At 62.2% G+C, this 21,426-nt stretch carries 25 protein-coding genes and 1 pseudogene; 8 read left to right on the top strand and 18 right to left on the bottom strand.

Annotated elements, in window-relative coordinates:
* Positions 1–53 precede the first annotated feature (53 nt).
* Positions 54–731, top strand: a complete 678-nt coding sequence (locus tag BLW62_RS04130) for an HAD family hydrolase (protein WP_090505450.1) — start codon at positions 54–56, stop codon at positions 729–731.
* A gap of 68 nt (positions 732–799) precedes the next feature.
* Here the strand turns inward: BLW62_RS04130 and BLW62_RS04125 are convergent, their stop codons facing one another.
* Positions 800–1,336: a hypothetical protein gene (locus BLW62_RS04125; protein ID WP_090505448.1), complete on the bottom strand. Its 537-nt coding sequence runs from the start codon at positions 1,334–1,336 to the stop codon at positions 800–802.
* Positions 1,337–1,438: 102 nt separating this feature from the next.
* Entirely contained in the window at positions 1,439–2,008 is a 570-nt protein-coding gene (locus tag BLW62_RS04120) for a SprT-like domain-containing protein (protein ID WP_090505447.1), read from the bottom strand.
* Between the two features lie 132 nt (positions 2,009–2,140).
* Here BLW62_RS04120 and BLW62_RS04115 point away from each other — a divergent pair, with 132 nt between their 5' ends.
* Entirely contained in the window at positions 2,141–3,109 is a 969-nt protein-coding gene (locus tag BLW62_RS04115) for a phosphorylase family protein (protein WP_090505445.1), read from the top strand.
* On the opposite strand, the gene BLW62_RS04110 is transcribed toward BLW62_RS04115, so the two are convergent.
* The 6 genes from BLW62_RS04110 to BLW62_RS18505 all read right to left on the bottom strand — a co-directional run bounded on the left by BLW62_RS04110 (position 3,106) and on the right by BLW62_RS18505 (position 8,694).
* The gene (locus BLW62_RS04110; protein WP_090505443.1) at positions 3,106–4,347 is read right to left on the bottom strand and encodes an NRAMP family divalent metal transporter; all 1,242 of its coding nucleotides are present in this window, start codon (positions 4,345–4,347) and stop codon (positions 3,106–3,108) included. The genes BLW62_RS04115 and BLW62_RS04110 overlap by 4 nt on opposite strands.
* Positions 4,348–4,654: 307 nt before the next feature.
* Positions 4,655–5,452, bottom strand: a complete 798-nt coding sequence (locus BLW62_RS04105; protein WP_090505441.1) for a 2-amino-3,7-dideoxy-D-threo-hept-6-ulosonate synthase — start codon at positions 5,450–5,452, stop codon at positions 4,655–4,657.
* A gap of 24 nt (positions 5,453–5,476) precedes the next feature.
* Positions 5,477–6,358, bottom strand: a complete 882-nt coding sequence (gene trpA, locus BLW62_RS04100; RefSeq protein ID WP_090505439.1) for a tryptophan synthase subunit alpha — start codon at positions 6,356–6,358, stop codon at positions 5,477–5,479.
* Entirely contained in the window at positions 6,355–7,677 is a 1,323-nt protein-coding gene (gene trpB, locus BLW62_RS04095) for a tryptophan synthase subunit beta (RefSeq protein ID WP_090505437.1), read from the bottom strand. Before trpB ends, trpA begins: the two co-directional genes overlap by 4 nt.
* A 31-nt stretch (positions 7,678–7,708) precedes the next feature.
* On the bottom strand, positions 7,709–8,545 hold the full coding sequence (gene trpC, locus BLW62_RS04090) for an indole-3-glycerol phosphate synthase (RefSeq protein ID WP_090505435.1): 837 nt from the start codon (positions 8,543–8,545) through the stop codon (positions 7,709–7,711).
* Complete coding sequence (locus tag BLW62_RS18505) at positions 8,545–8,694, bottom strand: hypothetical protein (RefSeq protein WP_175459673.1); 150 nt, start codon at positions 8,692–8,694, stop codon at positions 8,545–8,547. Before BLW62_RS18505 ends, trpC begins: the two co-directional genes overlap by 1 nt.
* 60 nt (positions 8,695–8,754) lie before the next feature.
* Between BLW62_RS18505 and BLW62_RS04085 the strand changes: the two genes are divergently transcribed.
* Positions 8,755–9,225 (top strand): MGMT family protein, encoded by a 471-nt coding sequence (locus tag BLW62_RS04085; RefSeq protein ID WP_090505433.1) that lies wholly within the window; start codon positions 8,755–8,757, stop codon positions 9,223–9,225.
* Positions 9,226–9,255: 30 nt separating this feature from the next.
* On the opposite strand, the gene BLW62_RS04080 is transcribed toward BLW62_RS04085, so the two are convergent.
* The 3 genes from BLW62_RS04080 to lonB are packed head-to-tail and all read right to left on the bottom strand — an operon-like array spanning position 9,256 to position 12,871.
* Positions 9,256–9,609 carry a hypothetical protein gene (locus tag BLW62_RS04080; RefSeq protein ID WP_090505431.1) on the bottom strand — a complete coding sequence of 118 codons (354 nt, stop codon included), beginning with the start codon at positions 9,607–9,609 and terminating at the stop codon, positions 9,256–9,258.
* Between the two features lie 25 nt (positions 9,610–9,634).
* Entirely contained in the window at positions 9,635–10,591 is a 957-nt protein-coding gene (locus BLW62_RS04075; RefSeq protein ID WP_090505430.1) for a CPBP family intramembrane glutamic endopeptidase, read from the bottom strand.
* Positions 10,592–12,871 (bottom strand): ATP-dependent protease LonB, encoded by a 2,280-nt coding sequence (gene lonB, locus BLW62_RS04070; protein WP_090505428.1) that lies wholly within the window; start codon positions 12,869–12,871, stop codon positions 10,592–10,594.
* A gap of 265 nt (positions 12,872–13,136) precedes the next feature.
* On the opposite strand from lonB, the gene BLW62_RS04065 reads away from it, so the two are divergent.
* Both BLW62_RS04065 and BLW62_RS04060 read left to right on the top strand, forming a co-directional pair.
* Positions 13,137–13,655, top strand: coding sequence for a nicotinamide-nucleotide adenylyltransferase (locus BLW62_RS04065; protein ID WP_090505426.1), 519 nt, complete (start codon positions 13,137–13,139; stop codon positions 13,653–13,655).
* Between the two features lie 126 nt (positions 13,656–13,781).
* Positions 13,782–14,678, top strand: coding sequence for an SAM hydrolase/SAM-dependent halogenase family protein (locus BLW62_RS04060; RefSeq protein ID WP_090505424.1), 897 nt, complete (start codon positions 13,782–13,784; stop codon positions 14,676–14,678).
* Positions 14,679–14,716: 38 nt separating this feature from the next.
* On the opposite strand, the gene BLW62_RS04055 is transcribed toward BLW62_RS04060, so the two are convergent.
* A complete protein-coding gene (locus tag BLW62_RS04055; protein WP_090505422.1) occupies positions 14,717–15,097 on the bottom strand; it encodes a HalOD1 output domain-containing protein in 381 nt (126 codons plus the stop codon).
* 162 nt (positions 15,098–15,259) lie between these two features.
* Positions 15,260–16,804, bottom strand: coding sequence for a thermosome subunit alpha (gene thsA / locus BLW62_RS04050; RefSeq protein ID WP_090506411.1), 1,545 nt, complete (start codon positions 16,802–16,804; stop codon positions 15,260–15,262).
* Positions 16,805–17,004: 200 nt separating this feature from the next.
* Here thsA and BLW62_RS04045 point away from each other — a divergent pair.
* A pseudogene (locus BLW62_RS04045) lies at positions 17,005–17,817 on the top strand (amidohydrolase family protein); the annotation flags it as partial.
* Between the two features lie 129 nt (positions 17,818–17,946).
* Here BLW62_RS04045 and BLW62_RS04040 read toward each other — a convergent pair.
* Genes BLW62_RS04040 through BLW62_RS04020 form a run of 5 tightly spaced genes read right to left on the bottom strand, consistent with a single transcriptional unit; the run spans position 17,947 to position 20,170 of the window.
* Positions 17,947–18,723, bottom strand: a complete 777-nt coding sequence (locus BLW62_RS04040) for a proteasome assembly chaperone family protein (RefSeq protein ID WP_090505420.1) — start codon at positions 18,721–18,723, stop codon at positions 17,947–17,949.
* 6 nt (positions 18,724–18,729) lie between these two features.
* Positions 18,730–18,909 carry an RNA-protein complex protein Nop10 gene (locus BLW62_RS04035; RefSeq protein WP_076579198.1) on the bottom strand — a complete coding sequence of 60 codons (180 nt, stop codon included), beginning with the start codon at positions 18,907–18,909 and terminating at the stop codon, positions 18,730–18,732.
* Between the two features lie 3 nt (positions 18,910–18,912).
* Positions 18,913–19,713 carry a translation initiation factor IF-2 subunit alpha gene (locus tag BLW62_RS04030; RefSeq protein ID WP_090505418.1) on the bottom strand — a complete coding sequence of 267 codons (801 nt, stop codon included), beginning with the start codon at positions 19,711–19,713 and terminating at the stop codon, positions 18,913–18,915.
* Positions 19,710–19,883 (bottom strand): 30S ribosomal protein S27e, encoded by a 174-nt coding sequence (locus BLW62_RS04025; RefSeq protein ID WP_090505416.1) that lies wholly within the window; start codon positions 19,881–19,883, stop codon positions 19,710–19,712. The genes BLW62_RS04030 and BLW62_RS04025 overlap by 4 nt, the downstream gene beginning before the upstream one ends.
* 5 nt (positions 19,884–19,888) lie before the next feature.
* Positions 19,889–20,170: a 50S ribosomal protein L44e gene (locus tag BLW62_RS04020; protein ID WP_076579192.1), complete on the bottom strand. Its 282-nt coding sequence runs from the start codon at positions 20,168–20,170 to the stop codon at positions 19,889–19,891.
* A 178-nt stretch (positions 20,171–20,348) separates the two neighbouring features.
* Between BLW62_RS04020 and BLW62_RS04015 the strand changes: the two genes are divergently transcribed.
* Positions 20,349–20,615: an HAH_0734 family protein gene (locus BLW62_RS04015; protein WP_090505414.1), complete on the top strand. Its 267-nt coding sequence runs from the start codon at positions 20,349–20,351 to the stop codon at positions 20,613–20,615.
* 318 nt (positions 20,616–20,933) lie between these two features.
* On the top strand, positions 20,934–21,383 hold the full coding sequence (locus BLW62_RS04010; protein ID WP_090505412.1) for a GtrA family protein: 450 nt from the start codon (positions 20,934–20,936) through the stop codon (positions 21,381–21,383).
* Positions 21,384–21,426 lie beyond the last annotated feature (43 nt).

Raw genomic sequence — 21,426 nt, 5'->3', positions numbered from 1 at the left:
ACTATGACACACTGTCGAAACGTTGAGAACGTTCGCGCCCCATCATCTGAACAATGAGTGCGTACGATGCGATCTGTTTCGATCTCGATCGAACGCTCTGTGAGTCGACCCAGGACCCCGAGGCGCTTCTCGAGTCCGCGTTCGATCAGGCTCACCTCGAGCCGTTTTGCACGCCGGGTGATCTCAGAGCGGCCGTCCCGTCGGTTCCGACCGCCGAGACGGCTCTCGAGTTCTACGAGAATCTCTTTACAGCAGTCGCTGCAAATGCCGACGTCGAACCGACTCACACGTCGACGCTCGCAGAGCGCTATCTCGAGGCACAGGACCCGTCTGCCGTTCGGTTTCGCCCCGGGGCAAAGGCGGCACTCGAGCACGCCCGCGAGCGCGGCCCGGTCGGCTTGATCACGAACGGTGGCCGCCCGACACAGACGCAGAAACTCGAGGCACTCGACATCGCGGACGCGTTCGACGTGCGGGTGTTTACGGAACCAAGCAAGGGCATTCATCCGAAGCCGGACGCTGCTCCCTTCGAATACGCGTTGAGAGAACTCGAGGCGACGCCCGACGCGGCGCTTCACATTGGTGACTCACTGCACGCGGATGTCGCGGGGGCGAACGCGATGGGGCTCGATTCGGCCTGGCTCGATTTGGGCCACGACGACCCCGCAAACGTCGGTCACGAACCGACGTACGAACTCGCGTCGCTCGAGGCCTTCGAGACGATTGTGTAGCCGGCGGGTCTTTGAACGGCAGCCGAAAACGGAGGACGAGCGCGAAACTCAGACATCTGGCGTAGAGTTCAGGGTTCAGGCGGCAACACGTCCGTGTGGACGACGGCACGATACTGTTCGTCGGTCGCCTCCTCGAGTCGTTTGAGCAGGGCTGCACCGTCGTTGAAGGTGTCGGGCAGTTCGAACTGATCGTCGACGTTGTCGTCTCGCTGTTTGCACCGTTTGACGAACGAGAGGAGCGTCGGGTAGGTGTCTGGGCGGGCGTAGACGATTCCGATATCGTCGGTGACGTGCTCGCTCCAGGTGTCGAGGATGGCCTGGGCCTCCTGTCGCGGTTTTCGCTGGCGATCGGTCAGGTCTTCGGCGTCGATGTCAACTTCACCGAGCACCTCGTCGAACACGTCCTGGACATCGTCGGTATCGACCTCGAGCGACGGGGCGTCGGCTTCCGCCTCGAGGAGGTCGAGAAATCCCTCGAGTTCGACGCGTCGGACGGCGACCGGGTAGACGAAGTCGTGCGTGTCTTTTGGCAGTTTGTACGACCGTCCCTCGACGCCCTGCTCGCCGGGGCCTGATTGGCCCAGCATCAACTCGAGTAGTCCCATAGATGAATCAGTACGTGGGACTCGAATAAGTGTTCCGCGGCGCTCTCGCGAGCGCTGTGGCGAGCGAGTGTCTCGCGTCGGTCGTCGTCGATTCGCTTGGGCTTACCACGTCTCGCCGAGGGCTGCTTTCACGCCGCCGTACTCACTCGCACTCGTCCAGGTCCGCCCGCTCTCGGCGTGTTCGACCTCGTAGTCGTGTCCGCACTGGCCACAGCGATACTGGTCGGGTGCTTTCACCGGTTTGGACGCGCGGTGTCGCCGCGCCGACCACTCACACGCCGAGGCGAGACACCGCAGGACGTATCGTGGCTCGGAGAACGTCTCGCAGTGGCGAGGGGCCTCGAGTCGCGTCGCCTGCTCTCGAAACCGGGTGCCGTGGCCGGACTCGCCGAAGTGTTGGAACTCCCAGGCGTGAACGAGTTCGTGTCTGACGACGCCGGCGAACGTTTCCCACTCGTAGCGTTCGTACGCTTGCCGGGTCAACACGATCGTCGCGACCTCGCGCGAACGGTTCCACCGACAGGCCCCGGCACGTCGGCGCGCGCGAGTCGACACCTCCCACTCGAGGGCCTCGCGATCGATCTCGAGATCGTACTCGCGGCAGACCTCGCGGGCGTGAATCCGGGCGCGAGCGACGATTTCGTCGTCGATCGTGAGGTCGGCGTCGGTCACAGGCCGGCCAACGCAGGCGGATTTTGAAGCTGTTACGGTTGGATTCAACGCCGCAGTTGGACGGAGACACCTCGTCTGGAAGTCGATACGGGGGTTCTATGCGAGTGCCCTGGCTATCGGGAACTGAATTCCATGAGCGAGCCGTCACGACCCGAGCCACGTGCACCGGATCCAACTGCGCCGGTTTCCCCTGCTGCGCTGGTTCTCACGGCCGCGTGCGAAGCCCCACTCGACGAACGACGGCCGTGGCTCGAGCGCGCCACGCTCGTCGACGCGCTCTTGGTTCCCGGGACTGACACGCCGGTGTACCTCACCGAAGACGACGTTGCGATCACGACGACGGGGATCGGCAAGAGCGACGCGGCGACGACGACGACCGCATTACTCGCCACGCCGGGAGTCGATCTCGAGTCGACCTACGTCGTCTCGAGTGGTATCGCGGGTTCGTCCCCCGAGACGACTGCGCTCGGGTCGGTCGCTATCGCCGACGCGGTCGTCGATTGGGACCGAAAACACCGCTGGGACCACAGACCGGACTCGAGTTCCGCCGATGCAGCCGGCGAAACTTCCACGGATCGCCCCATCGACCTTCTCGCCTACCGTCCCCGAGACTACGTTCACCGTCTCGAAGAGAGCGTCGTCGAGTGCGCACTCGAGGCTGCCCGGGATGTCGCCCTCGAGAAAGACGAGGACGCCCGTGCGTACCAGCGAACGTATCCGGACGTGCCGGACGCAGGGCCGACGATCGAACGCGGAACGACCGTCTGTGGCGACGAGTTCTGGCACGGGACGCGCTACGCCCGAGAAGTCGAGTGGCTCTGTGCGGAGTACGAGGTGGAACCGTACGTGACCACTCAGATGGAAGACGCGGCGACGGCGCGCGCACTCGAGCGATTCGGCCTGCGCGAGCAGTACCTGAGCGTTCGGTCGGTCGCCAACTACGATCGGCCGGCACCCAGCCAGTCGGTCGCCGAGAGTTTCGACGGTAATCCCGCGAGTCTCACGCTGGGGATTACCAACGCCGCCCGCGTCGGCGAGGCCGTCGTCGAGGGACTCGTGACGGTAGATCCGCTCGGTCTCGAGGCGACCTCCTCGCGTTAGAGCCATCCGGAGATGGTGGTTGCGAGCGAGTCGGCCGTCGTGATGCTGCCGAGCAACAAGACGAGCGCGACGAGGGCGAACGCGATATTTTCGGCCCGCGACACGTCTCGGTAGCGGTTGACCGCGCCGATGAGCGCTAGGACGGTGATCGGCAGGGCGATGAGACCGTTGATCGCGGGCATGATGATGGCCATTCTGACGGGCGTGAGCCCGGTGTTCGCGAGCAACCAGAATGCGGCGACTGCCGAGAAGATGATGAGGCCGACGACGGTCGCTCTGAACTTCGTGTCTCCGAATCGGGTGTGATGGCCGAACGCCTGTGGGACCATGTAGCCAGCGCCGAACAGCGTCCCGGTCGCCGAACTGAAACTGGCGAGCAACGCGGCGAACAGGAAGATGTAGAGCGCGCCGCTTCCGAGGAGTGCTGCGAGGGGTTCGCCGGGCCCGGTGAGCGTCGTCGGGCCCTCGGTCAGCGTAATTGCGGAGACGATCATCACGAACGCGCCGATCGTGAGCGTCGTGATGATGCCAGCGGCGTTGTCGCGGCGATAGGTGTTCACGTCGGACCACTCCTTCGTCGGTCCGATGCTTGACTGGATGAAGAAGTTCGGCCAATAAACCGTCGTCCCGAGTAACGCGATGATGGCCGTGAGGTAGCCGACGTCGCTCTCTAAGGCTGGCATGAGGCCGGCGACGACGTCACCGACGGGAATGTCGAGACCGAGCAGCAGGAGGCCGTAGGACGCGAAGACGGTGATCACCATCGCGGCGATCGCGCCCTCGATGCGTTCGTACACGCGCAACTCGACGAGGGCGATTCCGACGCCGCTCGCGAGCAGGATGCCGATAATGACGTTGTCCAGCCCGGGAACGAGCCAGGCTAACGCCGCGCCGGCGATCGCGTAATTCGCGATGGACCAGAACGCGCTCATCAACGCCATCGCGATGATGACTAATTGTCCGCTCGGACCGGGAAGTCGGTCGACGATATAGTCGGTCAGCGGTTCTCGAGAGACGGCCAGCCGCGCGGACATGTCGTGGAGTGCGATATCGATGAGAAACGCCAGCGGGAGCACCCACAGGAGTGCGAACGCAAAGTTCGCGCCAGTATCTGCAAGAATGTAGACCGAGCCAGCACCGAAGACGTTTGCTGCGAACAATACTCCGAGACCGTACGATTCCAATAAATCCGAAATCCGCGACTGTACGCCACCGATTTCGTAATTTCTACTCGCCATCGAGAACCACCTCGACACCGCGAACTTGGATGTTGACAGTTGCGACAGCGACAGATCGTTGGACCATGTCAGACTAATCAGGTATGAGCGGGGAGTGGGTTCGGCCTGCAACAGCCACTGCTGTGTGAATGACCTGTGAGTGTGCGCGACGTATCATTTCGACTATCAGCAGAGACGGCTCGAGCGTGCCACTCTGATCAGATCGCCCCCAATACGGGGGGAGAAGAAACAGTACAGTTACGCGAGCAGTCGAGAACGTTGACCGTCGACTATCGGTTGTCTTCCTCGAGCGCCAAATAGATCCGCGTTAGGCCTCGAGTGCCAGTCCTGATTTCGCCAGTGCGTCGTCCGTCGAGAGATCGTGATGAACGACGCCGGAGACGGCGTTTGCGATCGCTTGAGGATTCTCGTGTTGGAAGATCGATCGACCCATCGAGACGCCAGCACCACCGGCGTCCATCGCCCCGCGTACCATTTCGATGGTCTGTCGGTCGGTACCTCTCGAGCCACCGGCGATGACGACTGGGAGTCGAGTCGACTCACAGACGTGCTCGAAGCTATCTGCGTCGCCGCTGTAGCCCGTTTTGACGATATCCGCGCCGAGTTCCTCCGCGAGCCGGACGGCGTGACCGAGCGCGTCGGGATCCGCGGAGTCGATGTCGGGGCCACGCGCGTAGGCCATCGCGAGCACTGGCATGCCCAGGCGCGTCGCCTGCTCGGTTACGTCGGCGAGTTGGGTGATCTGGTCGGGTTCGTGATTCGATCCGACGTTGATATGAAAGGAGACGGCGTCAGCACCGACTCGAACGGCTTCCTCGACGGTTCCGGTCAACCGTTTCTCGTTCTCGTCGGGACCGATCGCCGTCGATCCATTGAGGTGGACGATGTAACCCTTGTCGTTTTTGTGTTCGTGAACGCGGGGTGCGATGCCCTTCTGCGTGAGGACCGCGTCCGCACCGCCGCTGGTGACACCGTCGATCGTCGATTCGATGTCTTTGAGCCCCTGTACGGCACCGATCGTAGTGCCGTGATCCATCGGAACGATCACGTAGGAGCCGTCTGTACCGATTCTGTCGAGTCTGGCGTCGATTCCTGTGGTAGTCATTGCGAGTGTGTAGCAAGCTTGCAGTTATGGCTGTTCTGGTTCCGGTGTATCTTCCGTATCGTTCGTGAGGGTCTCGCCTCCCCGAAGTGCGCCGCGTTTGAGCTCCCGGGCTTTGGCCTCGAGAGCGTCGGCCGCAGGGGCAGCACCCGCCGAACCGTGTTCGGCAACGATGTCGACGAGCGCGCTGCCCACGATGACGCCGTCGGCATCGGCTTCGATGATCTCGGCCGCGTGGTCGCCCTCGCTGACGCCGAAGCCGACGGCCTTGGGCACGTCGTAGTCGTCGAGTCGCGAGAGGCTGTCGTGGGTCGCGTTCGAGACGTCTGCGCGCGCGCCGGTCGTCCCGAGGCGAGCCTGCACGTAAGCGAAGCCCGACACCTGCGACATGATTCGCTCGAGGCGTTCGCCTTCGGTCGTCGGCGCGACGATGAAGACGAGGTCGAGGCCGTGATCGTCACAGGCCTCGCGGAGGGGATCGGCTTCCTCGGCGGGGAGGTCCGGAACGATGATCCCCGAGAGTCCGGTCTCGGCGGCGCGCTCGACGAAGGGCCGGACGGCCGCAGACGGCCCGTACTGCAGGATCATGTTGTAGTACGTCATCACCAGCAGCGGCGCCTCCGTGTCGAGGTCGTCGATCAGTTCGAAAAAGCCCTCGGGCGTCGTTCCAGCCTCGAGTGCGCGGTTGATCGCAGCCTGAATCGTCGGCCCCTCGGCGATCGGTTCCGAGAAGGGAAGGCCCAGTTCGATCAGGTCCGAACCGCCGCGGTCGAGGGCCTCGACGTACGCTTTGGTGTCCTCGAGCGACGGGTCGCCCGCCGTGATGTACGTGATGAGGGCGGGGTGGTTCTCTCGAATGGCGGCTTCGACGTCGCTGTCGTACTCGGACGCCGTCGAATCGCCGCTCATCCGTCGAACACCTCCACGTCGGGGGCTGCCTCAAGATCACGCTTTTCGGTCTCCTCCAACACAGTCTCCAGATCCTTGTCGCCCCGGCCGGAGACGTTGACGACGACGAGGTCGCCGAGGTCTTCGTGCGCCTCTTCGAGATAGCCCAACGCGTGACTCGACTCGAGTGCGGGGATGATCCCCTCGAGTCGCGACAGTCGGTGAAAGCCCTCGAGTGCGGCCTCGTCGTCGACGCTCACGGGGGTAACCCGTCCGCTGTCGACGAGGTGCGAGAGTTCGGGACCGACGCCCGCGTAGTCGAGTCCGGCACTCACGCTGTGTGATTCCATGATCTGGCCCTCCTCGCTCTGTAACAGCTTCGTCATCGCGCCGTGAAGCACGCCGTTCGTCCCCGTCGACAGCGTCGCCGAGTTCGGGGCGACAGCGTTCTCGGCGTCGATCTCGAGGCTCGAGCCGCCGGCCTCGACTGCGTACAGTCCCACGTCTTCGTCTCGCGGACTCCGTCCGCTCGATTCATTCGCGAACCGTGGGTCCGCGCAGTCCGGCACGAACTCGTGGAACGCACCCATCGTGTTCGACCCGCCGCCGGCGCAGGCGACGACGCTGTCGGGGAGTCGACCCGCCTGCTCGCGGATCTGCTCGCGGGTTTCTCGCCCGATAACGGCCTGAAAGTCACGAACCAGTTTCGGGAACGGGTGGGGCCCGACGACCGATCCGATGACGTAGTGGGTTCGTTCGACCGTCGTCGCCCAGTCGCGCATCGTCTCGTTGATCGCCTCCTTTAGGGTTCCGCTGCCGGCCTCGACGGAGTTGACCTCGGCCCCGTTCATCCGCATCCGGTAGACGTTCGGGCGCTGGCGGTTGACGTCTGTTCGACCCATGTAGATCTCACAGGGCATCTCGAGGTGGGCCGCGGCCATCGCCGTCGCGGTGCCGTGTTGGCCCGCGCCGGTCTCGGCGACGATTCGCTCTTTGCCCATGTACTTCGCGAGCAGGACCTGCCCGAGCGCGTTGTTCAGCTTGTGTGCGCCGCCGTGGACGAGATCCTCGCGTTTGAGGTAGATCTCGCGGTCGTAGCGCTCGCTCAATCGATCCGCGCGCTGGAGCGGCGTCGGCCGGCCGCCGAACTCGCGCATGCGCTCGCGGAACTCATCCATGAAGCCGTCTTCGTTGTTCAATACGTAGCGCTCGTAGGCGTCCTCGAGTTCCTGGACGGCCGGCATCAGTGCCTCGGGGACGTACTGGCCACCGTAGTCGCCGAAGGTGGCGTCGCTGTCGCGCTCTCGGTTTCGTTCGTGGTCGTGGTCGCTCGTGCTCATCTCTCGTCTCCGTGGCTGTCTGGGTCGTCGATCATTCGTCTTCCTCCGTCGCGGTGACCAGCCGTCGGGTGTTCTCCGTCACGTCACTGTCACCCGCGCCGTGGTCCATGATGGCGCTGCCGACCAGGAGGGCGTCGGCACCCGCCTCGCGCATTCGCCGAACATCGTCTGGCGAGGAGACGCCACTTTCGGCGATCAACGTTACGTCGTCAGGGACGTGGGGCGCGACGGACTCGAAGGTTTCGAGGTCGACCTCGAGTTTCGCCAGATCGCGGTTGTTGACCCCGATGATGTTCGCCCCGGCTGCGAGCGCGTCCTCGAGTTCCTCCTGGTCGTGGACCTCGACGAGCGCCTGGAACCCTCGCTCTCGAGCCGCGACGACGAGTTCCTCGAGGTCAGCGTCAGACCTCGACGTATTCTGACTCGCTCGCGAATCGTTCGATTTCTGATCGCCGACGAAGCGTGCGATGAGCAAGGCGAGGTCGGCTTCGACGACGTCGAGTTGGTCCTCGCGGACGAGGAAGTCCTTGCGAAGCACGGGGACCGAAACGGCCTCTCGGACTCGCGTCAGTGACTCGGATGAGCCACCGAAGTGCGTCGGCTCGGTGAGGACGGAAATCGCCGCTGCGCCACCCTCGACCATCGCCCGGGCCAGTTCGACCGGGTCGTCCGAACGCGTCCCGTCGGCTGTCGGGCTCGTCGGCTTTACCTCCGCGATTATTGGCACGCGACCGTCCGCCTCCGCTCGCGCCAGCGCGTCGGGTAACGAGCGCGCGTCGACGTCGACGGGGGCGTCACCACCCGGGCGCTCTCTGGCGGCCTCGAGGATCGACGCCACCGCCGGAGCGAGCTCCGTTTTGGAGTTCATTATTGTACATCGACGTACTCATATGTACAAAAGGCTTCCGCCATCGTCGCGAACGAACGGGCGTCCAGCGGACGCGGGACGTGGTCGTGCCGGACGAATCCGGCTGCTAACGGGTGATCAGTCCGATCGTCGATCGGCGACTCGTTCATCGCGTCAGTCGATAGTGATCGACCGGCGATTATTCAACCCCGCATCACCTAGGCCCACGTATGGAGGACGTCACGGACGCAGGAATCTACGCGCGCGAGTCAACGTATCTCGACCGATACGTCCAGCTCGGTGCCGCGAGCGGCCGGGTCTTGAGCGTCTCGTTTCCCACGACCCCCGACGCGGACGCCGAAGACGAACACCCCGTCCTCGAGGAGATATTCGAATACCTCGACGGTCTCGAGGAGGTACGCTTCGACGATATTCAGATCGCGTTGACCGTGCCGACCGACCAGCGGGCCGTCCTCGAGCAGGTTCGCGAGATCCCCTACGGCGACCAGGTGAGCGTCGAGGCGCTCGCGCGGATGACTCCCGAACTGGACCCGGAGGACGAAGACGACATTATCCTCGTCCGAACCGCCTTAGATGAGAATCCGGCCCCGCTTTTGATCCCGGACCACCGCGTTCGTGACGGTCCGAGTGCTGCACCGCCGACCGTCGAACAGAAGCTCCGGTCGCTCGAGGAACTCTAAACCGCCCTTACCCGACGGAAACATCTCTCCTCACTCGGCGTACCAGACCGCATAGAGGTACAACCCGATGCCGGCGAAGACGACGATGGACGAGACCTGATCGAGGACGAGAACGCGCGTGAAGAGGTAGCCAAACTGGAACATTCCGCCGGCCACGAGACAGACGGCTGCCCCGAGCAGCGCCGGCGATGTCGTCGTCTCTCTCGTCTGGATGAACAACACCGTCCCGACGCCGATGGCGATTACCCCGAAAACGAACTCCGCTGCGAGAATCGCCAACGGCTCGCCCGCGCTTTGCCCGTACAAGAGGAGCGCGAAGTACCCGAGTATGCCGTAGAAGATCGCCCGATACACCGCGTCCGGAATCGCTTCACGTGTATCCATACTGAATTCGAACAGGTCCGTCCTCTTAGCCTTCGAGGATTCGCGCCCACTCGAGTTCGAATCCCTCGTGGACGACGAACTCGAAGGCGTTGATCAGGTAGTGTGCGACGACGACGACCAGAAAGCTCCCCGTGACGACGAAAATCGCCGCGAGGACGAATCCGAGCGCGCCCGTCACGACGATACCGACCGACCCCTGAATACCGTGTCCCACCGCGAACGCGACGGAGGAGACGATGGCGAGGAGCCACGGCGAAACGCCGAACCCGGCTTCCATCGCGCCGATCATCGCGGCCCGAAAGAGCAGTTCCTCGAAGATTGCGATGATCGGCAACACGACGACGAGCAACACGCCCCACTCCGTCACCGAGTCCGGACCTAACAGCTCTCGCAGTTCCTCGTCGTGATCGAATCCGAAGCGCGTGGCCAGCGCCGCAGCGACTTCGTTCGCCACGTAGAGGCCGATTCCGAAGACCGTTCCCAACAGGAGCCCCTGCTCGAGGTAACGCCACGAGAACTCGATCCCGAGTGCGTCGGCAGGAATTCCTGTGTAGATCACCGCGCCCAGTAAGACGAGCGCGAACAGCCCCTGCGAGAACGCCACGTTCGCCAGCAACGCCATCGTCGACAGCGATCTGGGATCGACTTGCGCTGGCTCACCGGAGGCCGATTCGGCGTCGGTGTGACTCGATGGCCGTTCGTTCTCACCTGGGGGACTCGCGTCCGAATCCGCCTCGAGCGAGGACGTTTCCGACGGAGGGAGGTTCCCAGGGGTCGGCGAATCCGCGGGAGTCTGAATGGCTTCGGTTCTATCGGATACCGTCGACTGGCGAGTGTCGGAGTCGGAGTCAGAGTTAGAGTTAGAATCAGGGTCAGAGTCGGAGTCGGAACCCTCGAAAGCGTCCTGCGTCAACTGCGATAAAACGAGCAACACGACGAGGACGACGCCCGTAATCCCGGCGAACGTCGCCCACGCAGTCATCTATTGTGGGTTCGGGTTCGAGCCGCTGGCGGAGCCGACGGCACCCTGACCGCCTTCGAACGCCGAGCCGGTAATCGATTTGAGGCGATCGACCAGCGAGTCTTTCTTCGGCTCGCCCTCGAGGGCGACGTCTAACACTTCGCTGATGTTCGAACACGGGATGATCTCGATCATCTCTTCGTACTCCTCCTCGATCATCACGTCCTGTTCGTTCGCCTCGGGGATGATAACCTTGCTACAGCCGGCTTTCGCCGCAGCCTCGATCTTGTGGGTGACTCCCCCAACGGGGAGGACGTCCCCGCGAACCGAGAGCGAACCGGTCATCGCAATCGACTGATCGACCGGAATGTCCTCGAGTGCGCTGATGACGGCCGTCGCCACCGTGATGGAGGCGGAGTCGCCGTCGACGCCCTGTTGGCCGGCCTGGACGAACTGGATGTGGATGTCCTTCTCCGAGAGGTCGACGTCCGAGAACTTCTTGATGATCGCGGAGACGTTCTGGACGGATTCCTCGGCCATTTCTTTGAGCTGTCCCGTGGCGATGACCTGTCCACCGCCCTGTGCGGGGGCGATTTCAGCCATGACGGGGAGCATGATCCCGGAGTCCTCGCCCATGACGGCGAGCCCGTTGACGCGGCCCTCGACGCCGTCGTCGGTGACCTGTAGTTCGTAGTCCTTGCGCCGCTCGATGTAGTCGTCGGCGAGTTGTTGCTCGATCGACCGGGAGCGGCTCTTGGCCTGCAACACGTCGTCGCGTGTCGTGTATTCGCGGTCCTCGGAACGGGCGATGTCACCCGCGACGCGGACGAGACCGCCGAGGTCCCGGAACAGGAGCGTCAGGTGATCCTTCCGGCCCGCCCGGCGCTTGGCCTCGAGGATAAGCTCCTCGACGGCTTCGCGCTCGAAGTGTGGGAGACGTCCATCGCGTTCGACCTCCTGGGCGATGAAGCGGGCGTACTTGCGCCGCATCTCGGCCGTGTCCTCGATGGTGTCGTCCATGTACACTTCGTACCCGTATCCCTTGATCCGCGAGCGCAGTGCGGGGTGCATGTTCTCCATCGCGTCGAGGTTCCCCGCGGCGATCATGATGAAGTCACAGGGGACGGGTTCGGTCTGGACCATCGCGCCCGAGGAGCGCTCGGACTGGCCTGTGATGGCGAACTCGCCCTCCTGAATCGCGGTCATCAGCTTCTGCTGGGTGCGGACGTCGAGCGTGTTCATCTCGTCGACGAACAACACGCCCTTGTTAGACTGGTGAATCGAGCCGGGTTCGACGCGGTCGTGGCTCGGCGTCTCCATCCCACCGGACTGGAACGGGTCGTGGCGGACGTCACCGAGCAGTGCACCGGCGTGGGCACCGGTTGCGTCCTCGAACGGCGCGGTGCGCTGATCGCCGTTGTTGACGATCATGTTCGGAACCATCGCGTCCGTGCCGCGGGACGTGTAGCGGAAGATCAGCCAGACGATACCTGCGGCGATGATGCCAAGCAGGATACTGGTCGGGCTGAGCAGCGTGTAGCCGATAATGATCGCGATGATGACCCACATCAAGATCGAGCGCATCTGGTTTCGCTTGCGCGCTTCTTCCTTGTGGGCGTCGATAATCTGTTCACCCTTCCCGGCGGGGACGGTTCGGACCTTCGGCTCGTTGCCGTCGTCCGGATTGTGGTAGACTAAGACATCCTGAAGATCCTCTCGCGGGAGCAACTGGCTCATCGCCTTCGCCAGCATCGACTTCCCGGTACCCGGGGAGCCAATCATCATCACGTGTCGGCGCTGCTTGGCCGCTTTGATAATGATGTCTCGTGCTTCGTCCTGACCGATGACCTGGTCGACGAGCCGGTCTGGGACCTCGATATCGGCGGTCGAATCGACTTTGAGCCCGCCGAGAAGATCGTCTTCGGCGTTCTCTTCGTCTACTTCGACACCCGGATCGACTTCGACCGTGCTCCCGAGGTCTTCGACAGTTTCGATGTCGTCTTCTGCTTCCTCGGTCGTCGAATCCGACTCGAGTTCGTCGTTCGGGTCCGCGATCGGATCGTCGAACTCGTCACTATCGTCGAGTTCGCCGGTATCGGCGTTCGAATCGTCGATATCGTTGCGTTGGTCATCGTCGTCGACGTCGTCGCGCCGGTCACCTTCTTCTTCGAGGAGCGACCGTTCTCCCTGACGATCCGACGCCGGCTCCTCATCGCGGGGCCGTGACTGAGTCTGGTCTGACTCAGGCTCAGCGTCGGGTTCGTCTTTGGGAGGATCGTCAACGTTCGTATCGTTGCTCATAGAACTCTGTTCAGTACCTGATTCGAAGGGACTGGCACTGATATACTTTCTCCATGCGGCGGATAGCAAAAACTCCAGATATACGGGGACTCGACTGCTATAAACCCGGGTCAGCGTTTCCCGTCGGTTCGATTCAGCGATGAGATCTCCAACTTATGTGCAGTGATAACACACTGAACTATTCTACACGTGTAACTCGCTTTAGTCGCTCGCAACTGTTGGGAAACTCGCCACGCTTAAGCATACCGCCCGAGGAATTTCCCGCATGAGCAGGGGGTTTTACATCGGGCGTTTCCAGCCGTTCCACAACGGCCACCTCAGTATGATCGAGCAAATTGCCGAGGACGTCGACGAACTCGTCCTCGGGATCGGCAGCGCCGACGACTCGCACACGGTCCGAAACCCGTTCACGGCCGGCGAACGGATCATGATGATCACGAAGTCACTGGTCGAGTTCGACCTCGTCACCTACGCCGTCCCAATCGAGGACCTCGAGCGGAATTCGGTCTGGGTGAGCCACGTCCAGAGTATGAGCCCGGACTTCGACGTCGCCTACTCGAACAATCCACTCGTCATCCAACTCTTTCGCGAGGCCGGCATCGAAATCCGACAATCACCGATGTTCAATCGCGAGGTCTTAGAGGGGACTGAGGTCCGTGAACGGATGATCAACGACGGTGACTGGAAGACGCTCGTCCCCGAAGCCGTCGTCGACGTCGTCGACGAGATGAACGGGATCGAACGCCTCCAGATGATCAGCGATTCGGACTCGAACGGCGCTTGATATTCCACTCCACCTGAAGGCGAAGGAATCTCGAGCGGTGGACGCCCACGACTCAAACGATCAGCGGCCGAAATACGTCGATTGGCGAGCGTATTTCATTTCTGTGACCGCCTCATACCGTCGGCTATGATCACGCTCGCATCGGATTTTGGGACGCCGTACCCCGCGGCGATGAAAGGCGTCCTGGCCCGACGAACGGATGCCCGATTGGTCGACGTCGCACACGACTTTCCGCGACAGGACGTGCGAGCGAGTGCCTTCTGGCTTCGAGAAGTGCTCCCCTACTTTCCGCCAGCGACACACCTCGTGGTCGTCGACCCCGGCGTTGGAACCGATCGACGGGCGATCGTCGTCCGTGCTGGCGAACACCTCCTCGTCGGTCCCGACAACGGCGTACTCTTGCCAGCCACACGACGACTCGCCGATAGCGGTCGTGACGGAGACACCGACGTCGACTACGAGTGCTACGTGATCGACGAATCCGCCCTCGAGTCGGCCGAGCCTGCCGGAACCAATACCGGCACGATTGCGAACGGTCCGGACGCGACGGCACTCTGCCCGAGCGAGGACGATACTGGCCGCCCCGACGGTCCTGCCAGTGCGACCTTCCACGGCCGGGACGTCTTTGCCCCCGCCGCGGGCGAGGTCCACGAAACTGGACTCGAGGGAGTCGCCGACCTCGAGTGGCTCACACCGCTCGTCGACGACCCCGTCGACTGTCGTCTTCCAGAACCGACGCTCGAGGACGAACGCGCGGCGGGTGAAGTGCTGGCCGTCGACGACTTTGGGAACGCGATCACGAACGTTCCCGGCGGATTTCTCACAGGGTGTGACCACGTGAGCGTAAACGACGAGGTCGTCCCTGTCGGCGAGACGTTCGCATCCGTTCCGGTCGGTGAGCGACTCGCGACCGTCGGCAGCCACGGCTACGTCGAACTCGACGTAAATCAGGGCCGTGGCGACGAGGCGTTCGGCCTCGAGGGTGGGAAGCAGGTGACGCTCGAGACGACTGAAGACGACTGAGACGGAACCGAAAGCGCCGCTCCGGGACCGGATCGTCCTTATCCGATGCTCGACGCCGACCGTCGTTCGCGCAGGTGATGATCGGGGTCGATGACGATCTCGCCATCGGCGTAGACGGTAATTCGACACGACGCGTACCGAAAGCCAACCGATCCACTCGATGTACGCGGGTCAATTTCGTCCCAGTGGCTCACGAGACCGTTCAACGCGTCTGGATCAACCCGTCTCGAGAGCGACTCGAGATCCTCGGTTTCGACACCGAGTATCGACGAGACGGCGAGAACGAGCGCTGTACTTACTGGTTCGTAATCACTGGTCTGGCACCAGACGTGATACGTCCCCCGACTGTCGTCGTAGTACACCGGACGCCCGGTCTGTTCGTTGACCTGCGTCAGGCGATCTCGAGTGGTTTTGGACATGATACAGGATACAATTATGTGTGTTAACACTTAACATTATTGGCTGCAGGTAACTCCTTTCTGTTGAAATATCTTGTACCGTGTACGATTACTGACTGATCGATTATCGGTGTGCTTCGACGTTACCGCGCAGAAAAACGGTAGAAAACTGACTCGGCGTCGTTATTCGGCGGCGATGACGTCGTCGATGCGGACAATCATCGTTGCGGCTTCGGTCGCACTCTCGACAGCTTCACGCTTGACGTCTGCCGGGTCGACAACGCCGTACTCGAGCGGGTCGTCGATGGTGACGTCCTCGCCGTCGGTAATCAGGCCTGCGCGACCCTCGGACTCGTGGGCGGAACGAAGGTCCACGAGCGCGTCGATTGGGTCCTGGCCGGTGTTCGCCGCGAGCGTTCGGGGGACGATATCGAGGGCGTCGGCGAAGGCCGTCACGGCGAGTTGTTTGCGGCCTTCGATACCCGCTGCCTCCTGACGGATCTTGTCCGCGATGGCGATCTCAGTCGCACCGGCACCGGGAACGACTTCGCCGGAATCGAGCGCCGTCGCGACGACGTCCAGTGCGTCACCGATCGCTCGCTCGAGTTCGTCGACGACATGTTCTGTCCCACCGCGGACGAAGACCGTGACGGTCTCTGCGGCCGCGCCGCCTTCGATGAACGCGAGGTCGTTGTCGCCGTAGTTCGCCGAGCGAACTCGGTCTGCCTCGCCGAAGTCGGACTCCTCGAGGTCGTCGAGCGCACCGACTCGCGTCGCACCGGTCGCGGAGACGACGTCTTTCGCGTCGCTGCTACCGATGTTTTCGAAGAGCAAGATGCCCTCGCTCGCGAGATAGGAACTGACGCGGTCGTCGACGTCGTCGGTCGTGATGACGACGTCAGCACCGCTTTCGGCGACCGTTTCCGCGTAGCCACGGACCTCGCTCTCCTCGGCGTCGATCGCCGTGTTGAGCTGGTCGATGGAGTCGATAGCGTACTCGGCATCGAGCTCTCCCGTACGGACGCCGAGTTCGACGTCGAGCACGGCAATCGAGGCATCTTCGATCTCCGCAGGCATGCCGTCGTGGGCAGGCTCCTCGTCGAAGACGATTCCGGGAACGAGCTCCGTCGCGTTCGAGGAGGCTCCGACCTGGGTGTGAACGGCGACGTTGTCGCGGGCGACTGCCGCGTCGGTTTCGACGTGGCGAATCGCTTCGACGACCGTTTCGGCCAGCGACGCTGCAGTGAGGCCGCCGGTGCCCTTGCCGGTCATGCTCGACTCGGCGACTTGTTTGAGCACGTCGTCGTCGACGCCGTCCTCGTTGACCTGCTCGGCGATTGCCTCGAGTGCGATTTCGGACGCCTCGTGATAGCCTTCGACGATCGTCGTCGCGTGAACGTCCTGTTCGATGAGGTCTTCGGCTTCACCGAGGAGGTTCCCGGCGACGACCGCAGCCGTCGTCGTTCCGTCCCCGACTTCTTCCTCTTGGGAATCGGCGACTTCGACGATCATCTGGGCTGCAGGGTGTTCGATGTCCATCTCGTTGAGAATCGTCGCTCCGTCGTTGGTGATGACGACCTCTCCACCGGAGTCGACGAGCATCTTGTCCATCCCACGGGGGCCGAGTGTCGTCCGTACCGCTTCCGCCACGGCCTTCCCGGCCATGATATTCGACGACTGGGCATCGCGACCCTGCGTTCGCTGACTATCCTCGCTCATGATAAACATCGGCTGTCCGCCCATGCGTCGCTGTTGTGCCATAATTGAATCCTCACTAACTATGTCGTCAGCACTTCTATATAAATATTACGCTCCAGAACCCCTCCCGTCTGGCGATTGCTCGCTCGACTCAACGCCGCGAGTCGTCGCCACTCGAGTCCCTCGTGGCCGGTAGCAAAATATGGGTCGGCTAGAAAGTCCCGGCAGGGATGCTGGAACTCGAACACGGATTTCGCGTCGTCGACGTCTATGCGGGACTGCCACCGGATGGGGCGTCTCCCGGCGGAAGGGACTTCACGAGTACCCCGGATCGACTCGAGCGAGAGATGCACCAAGCGGGAATCACCAGATCGGTCGTCTTTCCGCCGGCGAGTGCCGACACGAGTTACGTCGGTGCGAACAACGGCGTCGCCCGCCACAGCGTCGACCGGCCGTTTATCGCACTCGCTCGAATCAACGGAACACGACGACCAGGAACCTCCTCGACCGGACGACTCCGAAACGCCGTCAGTAGCCCAAACCCGTATCACACGACTCCGGACGATATCGAAAAGTACGCCTACGACGACCGATTCCACGGCTTCGTCATCGATCCCAGCGTTGACGACTACCCCGACGAAGCCGTCCTCGAGACGCTCGAAACGGTCGGACTCCCCGTTCTCGTCTGCGGCAATGGTGACGTTCGTCCCGCTCACCTCGAAGCCACCCTCCTCGAGCGATCGTTTCCCGTCGTCGTCGCACACTTCGGCGGCTACCCCCTCGAGCGCCCGCGCATGCACGAGATGATAACGTTACTCGAGCGCTACGACGAGTGCTACGTCGAGACGAGTTTCGTCCAGTATCGCGAGGTTCTCGAGCGCGCGCTACTCGAACACCCGGATCGCGTGCTCTTCGGCAGCGGCGTTCCAGCCCGTCACCCAAACGTCGCCGTGATGGAAATCCTGACGCTCGACGTCTCCGAGGACAAACTCTGGCGTGTCTTTTCGAAGAACGCCTGTCGCGTGTTCGAGGCCCTGTCTCCAGCGGGGAACGGTAGCAGGCACCCCTCTCAGTTAGCAGACTCCCTTCTCACGAGTGGGACACGCACTGGACGAGCTCACCGCTGTCGAACCGACGAGAGTACTCTCAAAAAATCGACCGTGGACGCCCGATCAACCGATGTACCGAAGATCCTCGTCGGTCGGCACGTCCATCTGCTGTTGTTGCTGTTGTTGTTCCATCTCCTGAATCTTGCCGATCACGTCCTCCATCTCGTCTGCGCGCTCGTCGAGCGAGTCGTACTCGAGATCGAACTCGAGGAGTTCCTCGAGTACCTCGAGCACTGCGCGTGCACTCTTCGGATCGACGAGATAGCCACTGGTTTCGCCCATCAGACAGGCCGCGTCGAATCCGCGGCGCTCGCCCAATCCGAGTAAGAGTCCCGACACGCCGACGATCCCACCAGCGGGTTCGTCCTCGCGAAACTCGACACCGGCGTCCTCGAGTTCCTCGAGCAGCGACTCGTCGCTAACGGCGCCGATGACGGCGTACTCGTCGATGAGTTCGCCAGTCGGAACACCGCCGAGTGCGTACACCTCGCTCACGCCGAACTCCTCGGCGATATCGAGAAACGCGTTAGTCAACGTGTAGTGGCCCTCGTTCGTCTGGGCCTGGTGATCGCCGGTCAAAACGAGTAAATCCCTGCCGTCGGGAACCGAGACGGCGTGTAGTTCCGCACAGGTGAGTTCGGCAACGCCGTCCTCGAGACTCACCTGCGGTGGAAACTCTTCGGAGTACACTCGGCGGACGAGCGTACTGTCGCCCTCGAGTTCTTCGAGCAGGTGTTCGACGGCGAGACTCCCGACGTGTCCGACGCCCGGCAGTCCCTCGACGAGGACAGGGTCGGTGAGGTCGGCCTCGGCGACTGCATCGATCTCGAGTTCGTCCATACCGTATCAGCGCCGGCGACGTTTAAGAGCGCGTCGGTACTCTCCGTGTGGATCGTTCGGATCGAACGGCGCAGGCGCGGTATTCTCGGTCTCGCTCCCACAGTCAGGACACGTCTCAGAAAGCGTGTACACCGGGCGGTCGTGTGCGTCGCGCCACGCCGAACACACCCGGATGTCCGATTTCATGGCTTACTCGTCGTCGGTTCGTCGATCGCGGTGGTACTCGCCGTCGCCACCTTCACCTTCGATCGCGGTGATCGCTCGCTGTGCGCTCTCCTCGAGGTGGGATTCGGCGGTCTTGTAGTTCGGCGCACGAACTTTGATTCGATACTCCGGTGCACCGACGTAGCTCACCTCGAGGTCGACTTCCTCGGGGACCTCGCCGTTTCCTTCGGCGGCCGCAAGCGCCTCGCGAATGCCGTCGACGCCACTTGGCGAGGCGTTCTCGAGGTCGACGTAGCCGGTGACGTTGACGTACGGAACCGAGACGTTTTCGCGAGCAGTCTCGACGAGCGAGTCGATTTCGTCGTCGGAGAGATCGGTGTCCTCGAGTGCTTCGACACCGTGGATCGCCGCCTGCTTGAAGCCGTTGTAGAGGCTGCCGTGGGCCGCGATCAGTTCGTTCGCGATTGCGGTGTAGGTCTCGTCGTCGGCGTCCTCGCCGAGGGCGATACCCATCCAGTTGTCTGCCTTTTGCTCGTTTTTCCACTCCTGAATCTTGTCGGAGCGCTGGTGGTCGTTGACGTCTTTCAACGAGAGATCGATCTGCTGGGAACTCTCGTCGATGTCGAGGACTTTGCAGACGACGATCTGACCCTCGCGGACGTGGTCGCGGACGTTTTTGATCCATCCGCTCGCGACCTCGGAGATGTGAATCAGGCCGCGTTTGTCCTGATACTCCTCGAGATCGACGAAGACACCGAAGTCTTCGATCTCGTCGATCTTACCGACGACGAGTTCGCCGGGTTCGGGCCAGCCGCTGTATTTCATCGTGACTCGACAGTTTCTAAGATCTCGTGTTCGATCTCGGCTTTGCCGCCGGTCGGTCGCGCGAGCGTCGTGCCACAGACGGCACAGGCGACCTCCGAGGAGGCTTTGCCGAAGACGGTCTGTTCGTTCTCGCAGTCACTGCATCGGACACTGTAGAAATTTCCTGCCATTGGAATCACTCCTGGAACTCGAGTCGGCCGGCGCGCCATCCCTCGCGGAGGTGGGCCTTGCCACATTCGCCACAGCGGTACTTGAGGTCGGTTTTCTTGGTTGGCTTCTCGCCACCAGGAACCTTCGAGAAGCGACCGGAGTTACCGATCGTTGCGCTGTTGCGTCGCGTACGGCGAGCGTCCCATTTCATTCCGCTGGAACGGCCGGATCGGGCCTTCTCGACTTCGTGCTCGTGGTGTTCGTTACAGTGCGGGCAGTACGTGTTGAATCGGCGTGGCATCTGCATTGTTAATTCACTTGGCGTGGGGTAGGGCAGCACTGTTTAAAACCCGTTTGGTTCGCTCTCGTGCCGGGAGTTCCTCGTGGGCTCGGAGTGAGCGTTTTGTGTACACGATCGTGCGTAGTGAGTGCGTCTCGAGGACCCCTTCGAAGCGTTTAATCGGCTCTCCTGTGAAGGAAGAGGTATGAAGCGCCTCATCATTCACGGCGATCCGGGCATTCGGAAGGGGGCTATCGTCGAGTACGACGGCGAGGAACTGGTCTGCTTCGGGATCAACCGCAACGGCGAGTGGCACGGTCCCGAAACCGTCCAGTTGTGGTGTACCGTCGGGAGCGAAGACGAGTACGAGGACTTCGAAAAGCGAAATTTCACCCCGCACTTCCTCGACGTCGAACGCGTCGACGCCGGCGACGTCACCGTCGTTCGGCCGTCGGCCGATCTCGCGATCTGACTCGAACTTGCTGACGCCGGGCGACGTTCCCTTCTCTCCGTCGGTTTCCGGTCGTCGACCTCGAGCCGTACAATCTATGCGTACTGTAACCCCTCTCCGACACTTCTCCGGACACGTCGTCGTCTTTCGCCGGCGCGTCGTTTCACTTCGGAACCACTTACCAAACGGAACCGTTTTGCACGTCGATATCGGACAACGCCGTCTCGATGACACGCAAACCTGTCGGCGAATCGCAACACGGATACGGATGCCGAAGCCAGTGGTCGATACGGCCGACGCACCACACCGCATCGTCACGCGAGCCTATCGAGGTAGTATATGACCCAAAATTCGCTCTCTGAGGCGATTCGGACGCGCTTTCGAGCGCTGTGTTCGGCATCGCGATTCACCCAGTTCGCCGGCGTCGGATTCGTCGGCGCGGCGGTAGACAACCTCGTTCTCATCTTGTTGGTCGAACTGACGGTTCTCGGCCCGCTCTCCGCGAAAGTCATCTCGTGGGAGCTGTCGATCGTCGTCATCTTTCTGATTAACGAGTGGTGGACCTTCGCCGACTACGGATCGATGACACCTCGAGCGTTCGGTACCCGATTCGTTCGCTCGAACGCGGTCCGATTCGGAGGCTTTCTGGTGACGATGTTGGTCCTCGCCGTGCTGGTCGAATGGTTCGACGTCTGGTACGTCGCAGCGAATATCATCGGCACCGGAATCGGTTTCTTCGTCAACTACACCTGCGAGAGCCTCTATACGTGGAAAGTCCACCGGGACTAACGGTAGAAACCCCCATACGGCAGTTGAATCACAACCCTTATCT

It is taken from the genome of Natronorubrum sediminis (genome assembly GCF_900108095.1).
Lineage (GTDB): Archaea > Halobacteriota > Halobacteria > Halobacteriales > Natrialbaceae > Natronorubrum > Natronorubrum sediminis.
This window is presented reverse-complemented; position numbering and strand designations above follow the sequence as displayed.

Bases quoted from the DNA above. Each gene is read 5' to 3' on its own strand.
- BLW62_RS04130 (WP_090505450.1), top strand. From the start codon at position 54: ATGAGTGCGTACGATGCGATCTGTTTCGATCTCGATCGAACGCTCTGT.
- BLW62_RS04125 (WP_090505448.1), bottom strand. From the start codon at position 1,336: ATGGGACTACTCGAGTTGATGCTGGGCCAATCAGGCCCCGGCGAGCAG.
- BLW62_RS04115 (WP_090505445.1), top strand. From the start codon at position 2,141: ATGAGCGAGCCGTCACGACCCGAGCCACGTGCACCGGATCCAACTGCG.
- BLW62_RS04110 (WP_090505443.1), bottom strand. From the start codon at position 4,347: ATGGCGAGTAGAAATTACGAAATCGGTGGCGTACAGTCGCGGATTTCG.
- BLW62_RS04105 (WP_090505441.1), bottom strand. From the start codon at position 5,452: ATGACTACCACAGGAATCGACGCCAGACTCGACAGAATCGGTACAGAC.
- trpA (WP_090505439.1), bottom strand. From the start codon at position 6,358: ATGAGCGGCGATTCGACGGCGTCCGAGTACGACAGCGACGTCGAAGCC.
- trpB (WP_090505437.1), bottom strand. From the start codon at position 7,677: ATGAGCACGAGCGACCACGACCACGAACGAAACCGAGAGCGCGACAGC.
- trpC (WP_090505435.1), bottom strand. From the start codon at position 8,545: ATGAACTCCAAAACGGAGCTCGCTCCGGCGGTGGCGTCGATCCTCGAG.
- BLW62_RS18505 (WP_175459673.1), bottom strand. From the start codon at position 8,694: ATGAACGAGTCGCCGATCGACGATCGGACTGATCACCCGTTAGCAGCC.
- BLW62_RS04085 (WP_090505433.1), top strand. From the start codon at position 8,755: ATGGAGGACGTCACGGACGCAGGAATCTACGCGCGCGAGTCAACGTAT.
- BLW62_RS04080 (WP_090505431.1), bottom strand. From the start codon at position 9,609: ATGGATACACGTGAAGCGATTCCGGACGCGGTGTATCGGGCGATCTTC.
- BLW62_RS04075 (WP_090505430.1), bottom strand. From the start codon at position 10,591: ATGACTGCGTGGGCGACGTTCGCCGGGATTACGGGCGTCGTCCTCGTC.
- lonB (WP_090505428.1), bottom strand. From the start codon at position 12,871: ATGAGCAACGATACGAACGTTGACGATCCTCCCAAAGACGAACCCGAC.
- BLW62_RS04065 (WP_090505426.1), top strand. From the start codon at position 13,137: ATGAGCAGGGGGTTTTACATCGGGCGTTTCCAGCCGTTCCACAACGGC.
- BLW62_RS04060 (WP_090505424.1), top strand. From the start codon at position 13,782: ATGATCACGCTCGCATCGGATTTTGGGACGCCGTACCCCGCGGCGATG.
- BLW62_RS04055 (WP_090505422.1), bottom strand. From the start codon at position 15,097: ATGTCCAAAACCACTCGAGATCGCCTGACGCAGGTCAACGAACAGACC.
- thsA (WP_090506411.1), bottom strand. From the start codon at position 16,804: ATGTTTATCATGAGCGAGGATAGTCAGCGAACGCAGGGTCGCGATGCC.
- BLW62_RS04040 (WP_090505420.1), bottom strand. From the start codon at position 18,723: ATGGACGAACTCGAGATCGATGCAGTCGCCGAGGCCGACCTCACCGAC.
- BLW62_RS04035 (WP_076579198.1), bottom strand. From the start codon at position 18,909: ATGAAATCGGACATCCGGGTGTGTTCGGCGTGGCGCGACGCACACGAC.
- BLW62_RS04030 (WP_090505418.1), bottom strand. From the start codon at position 19,713: ATGAAATACAGCGGCTGGCCCGAACCCGGCGAACTCGTCGTCGGTAAG.
- BLW62_RS04025 (WP_090505416.1), bottom strand. From the start codon at position 19,883: ATGGCAGGAAATTTCTACAGTGTCCGATGCAGTGACTGCGAGAACGAA.
- BLW62_RS04020 (WP_076579192.1), bottom strand. From the start codon at position 20,170: ATGCAGATGCCACGCCGATTCAACACGTACTGCCCGCACTGTAACGAA.
- BLW62_RS04015 (WP_090505414.1), top strand. From the start codon at position 20,349: ATGAAGCGCCTCATCATTCACGGCGATCCGGGCATTCGGAAGGGGGCT.
- BLW62_RS04010 (WP_090505412.1), top strand. From the start codon at position 20,934: ATGACCCAAAATTCGCTCTCTGAGGCGATTCGGACGCGCTTTCGAGCG.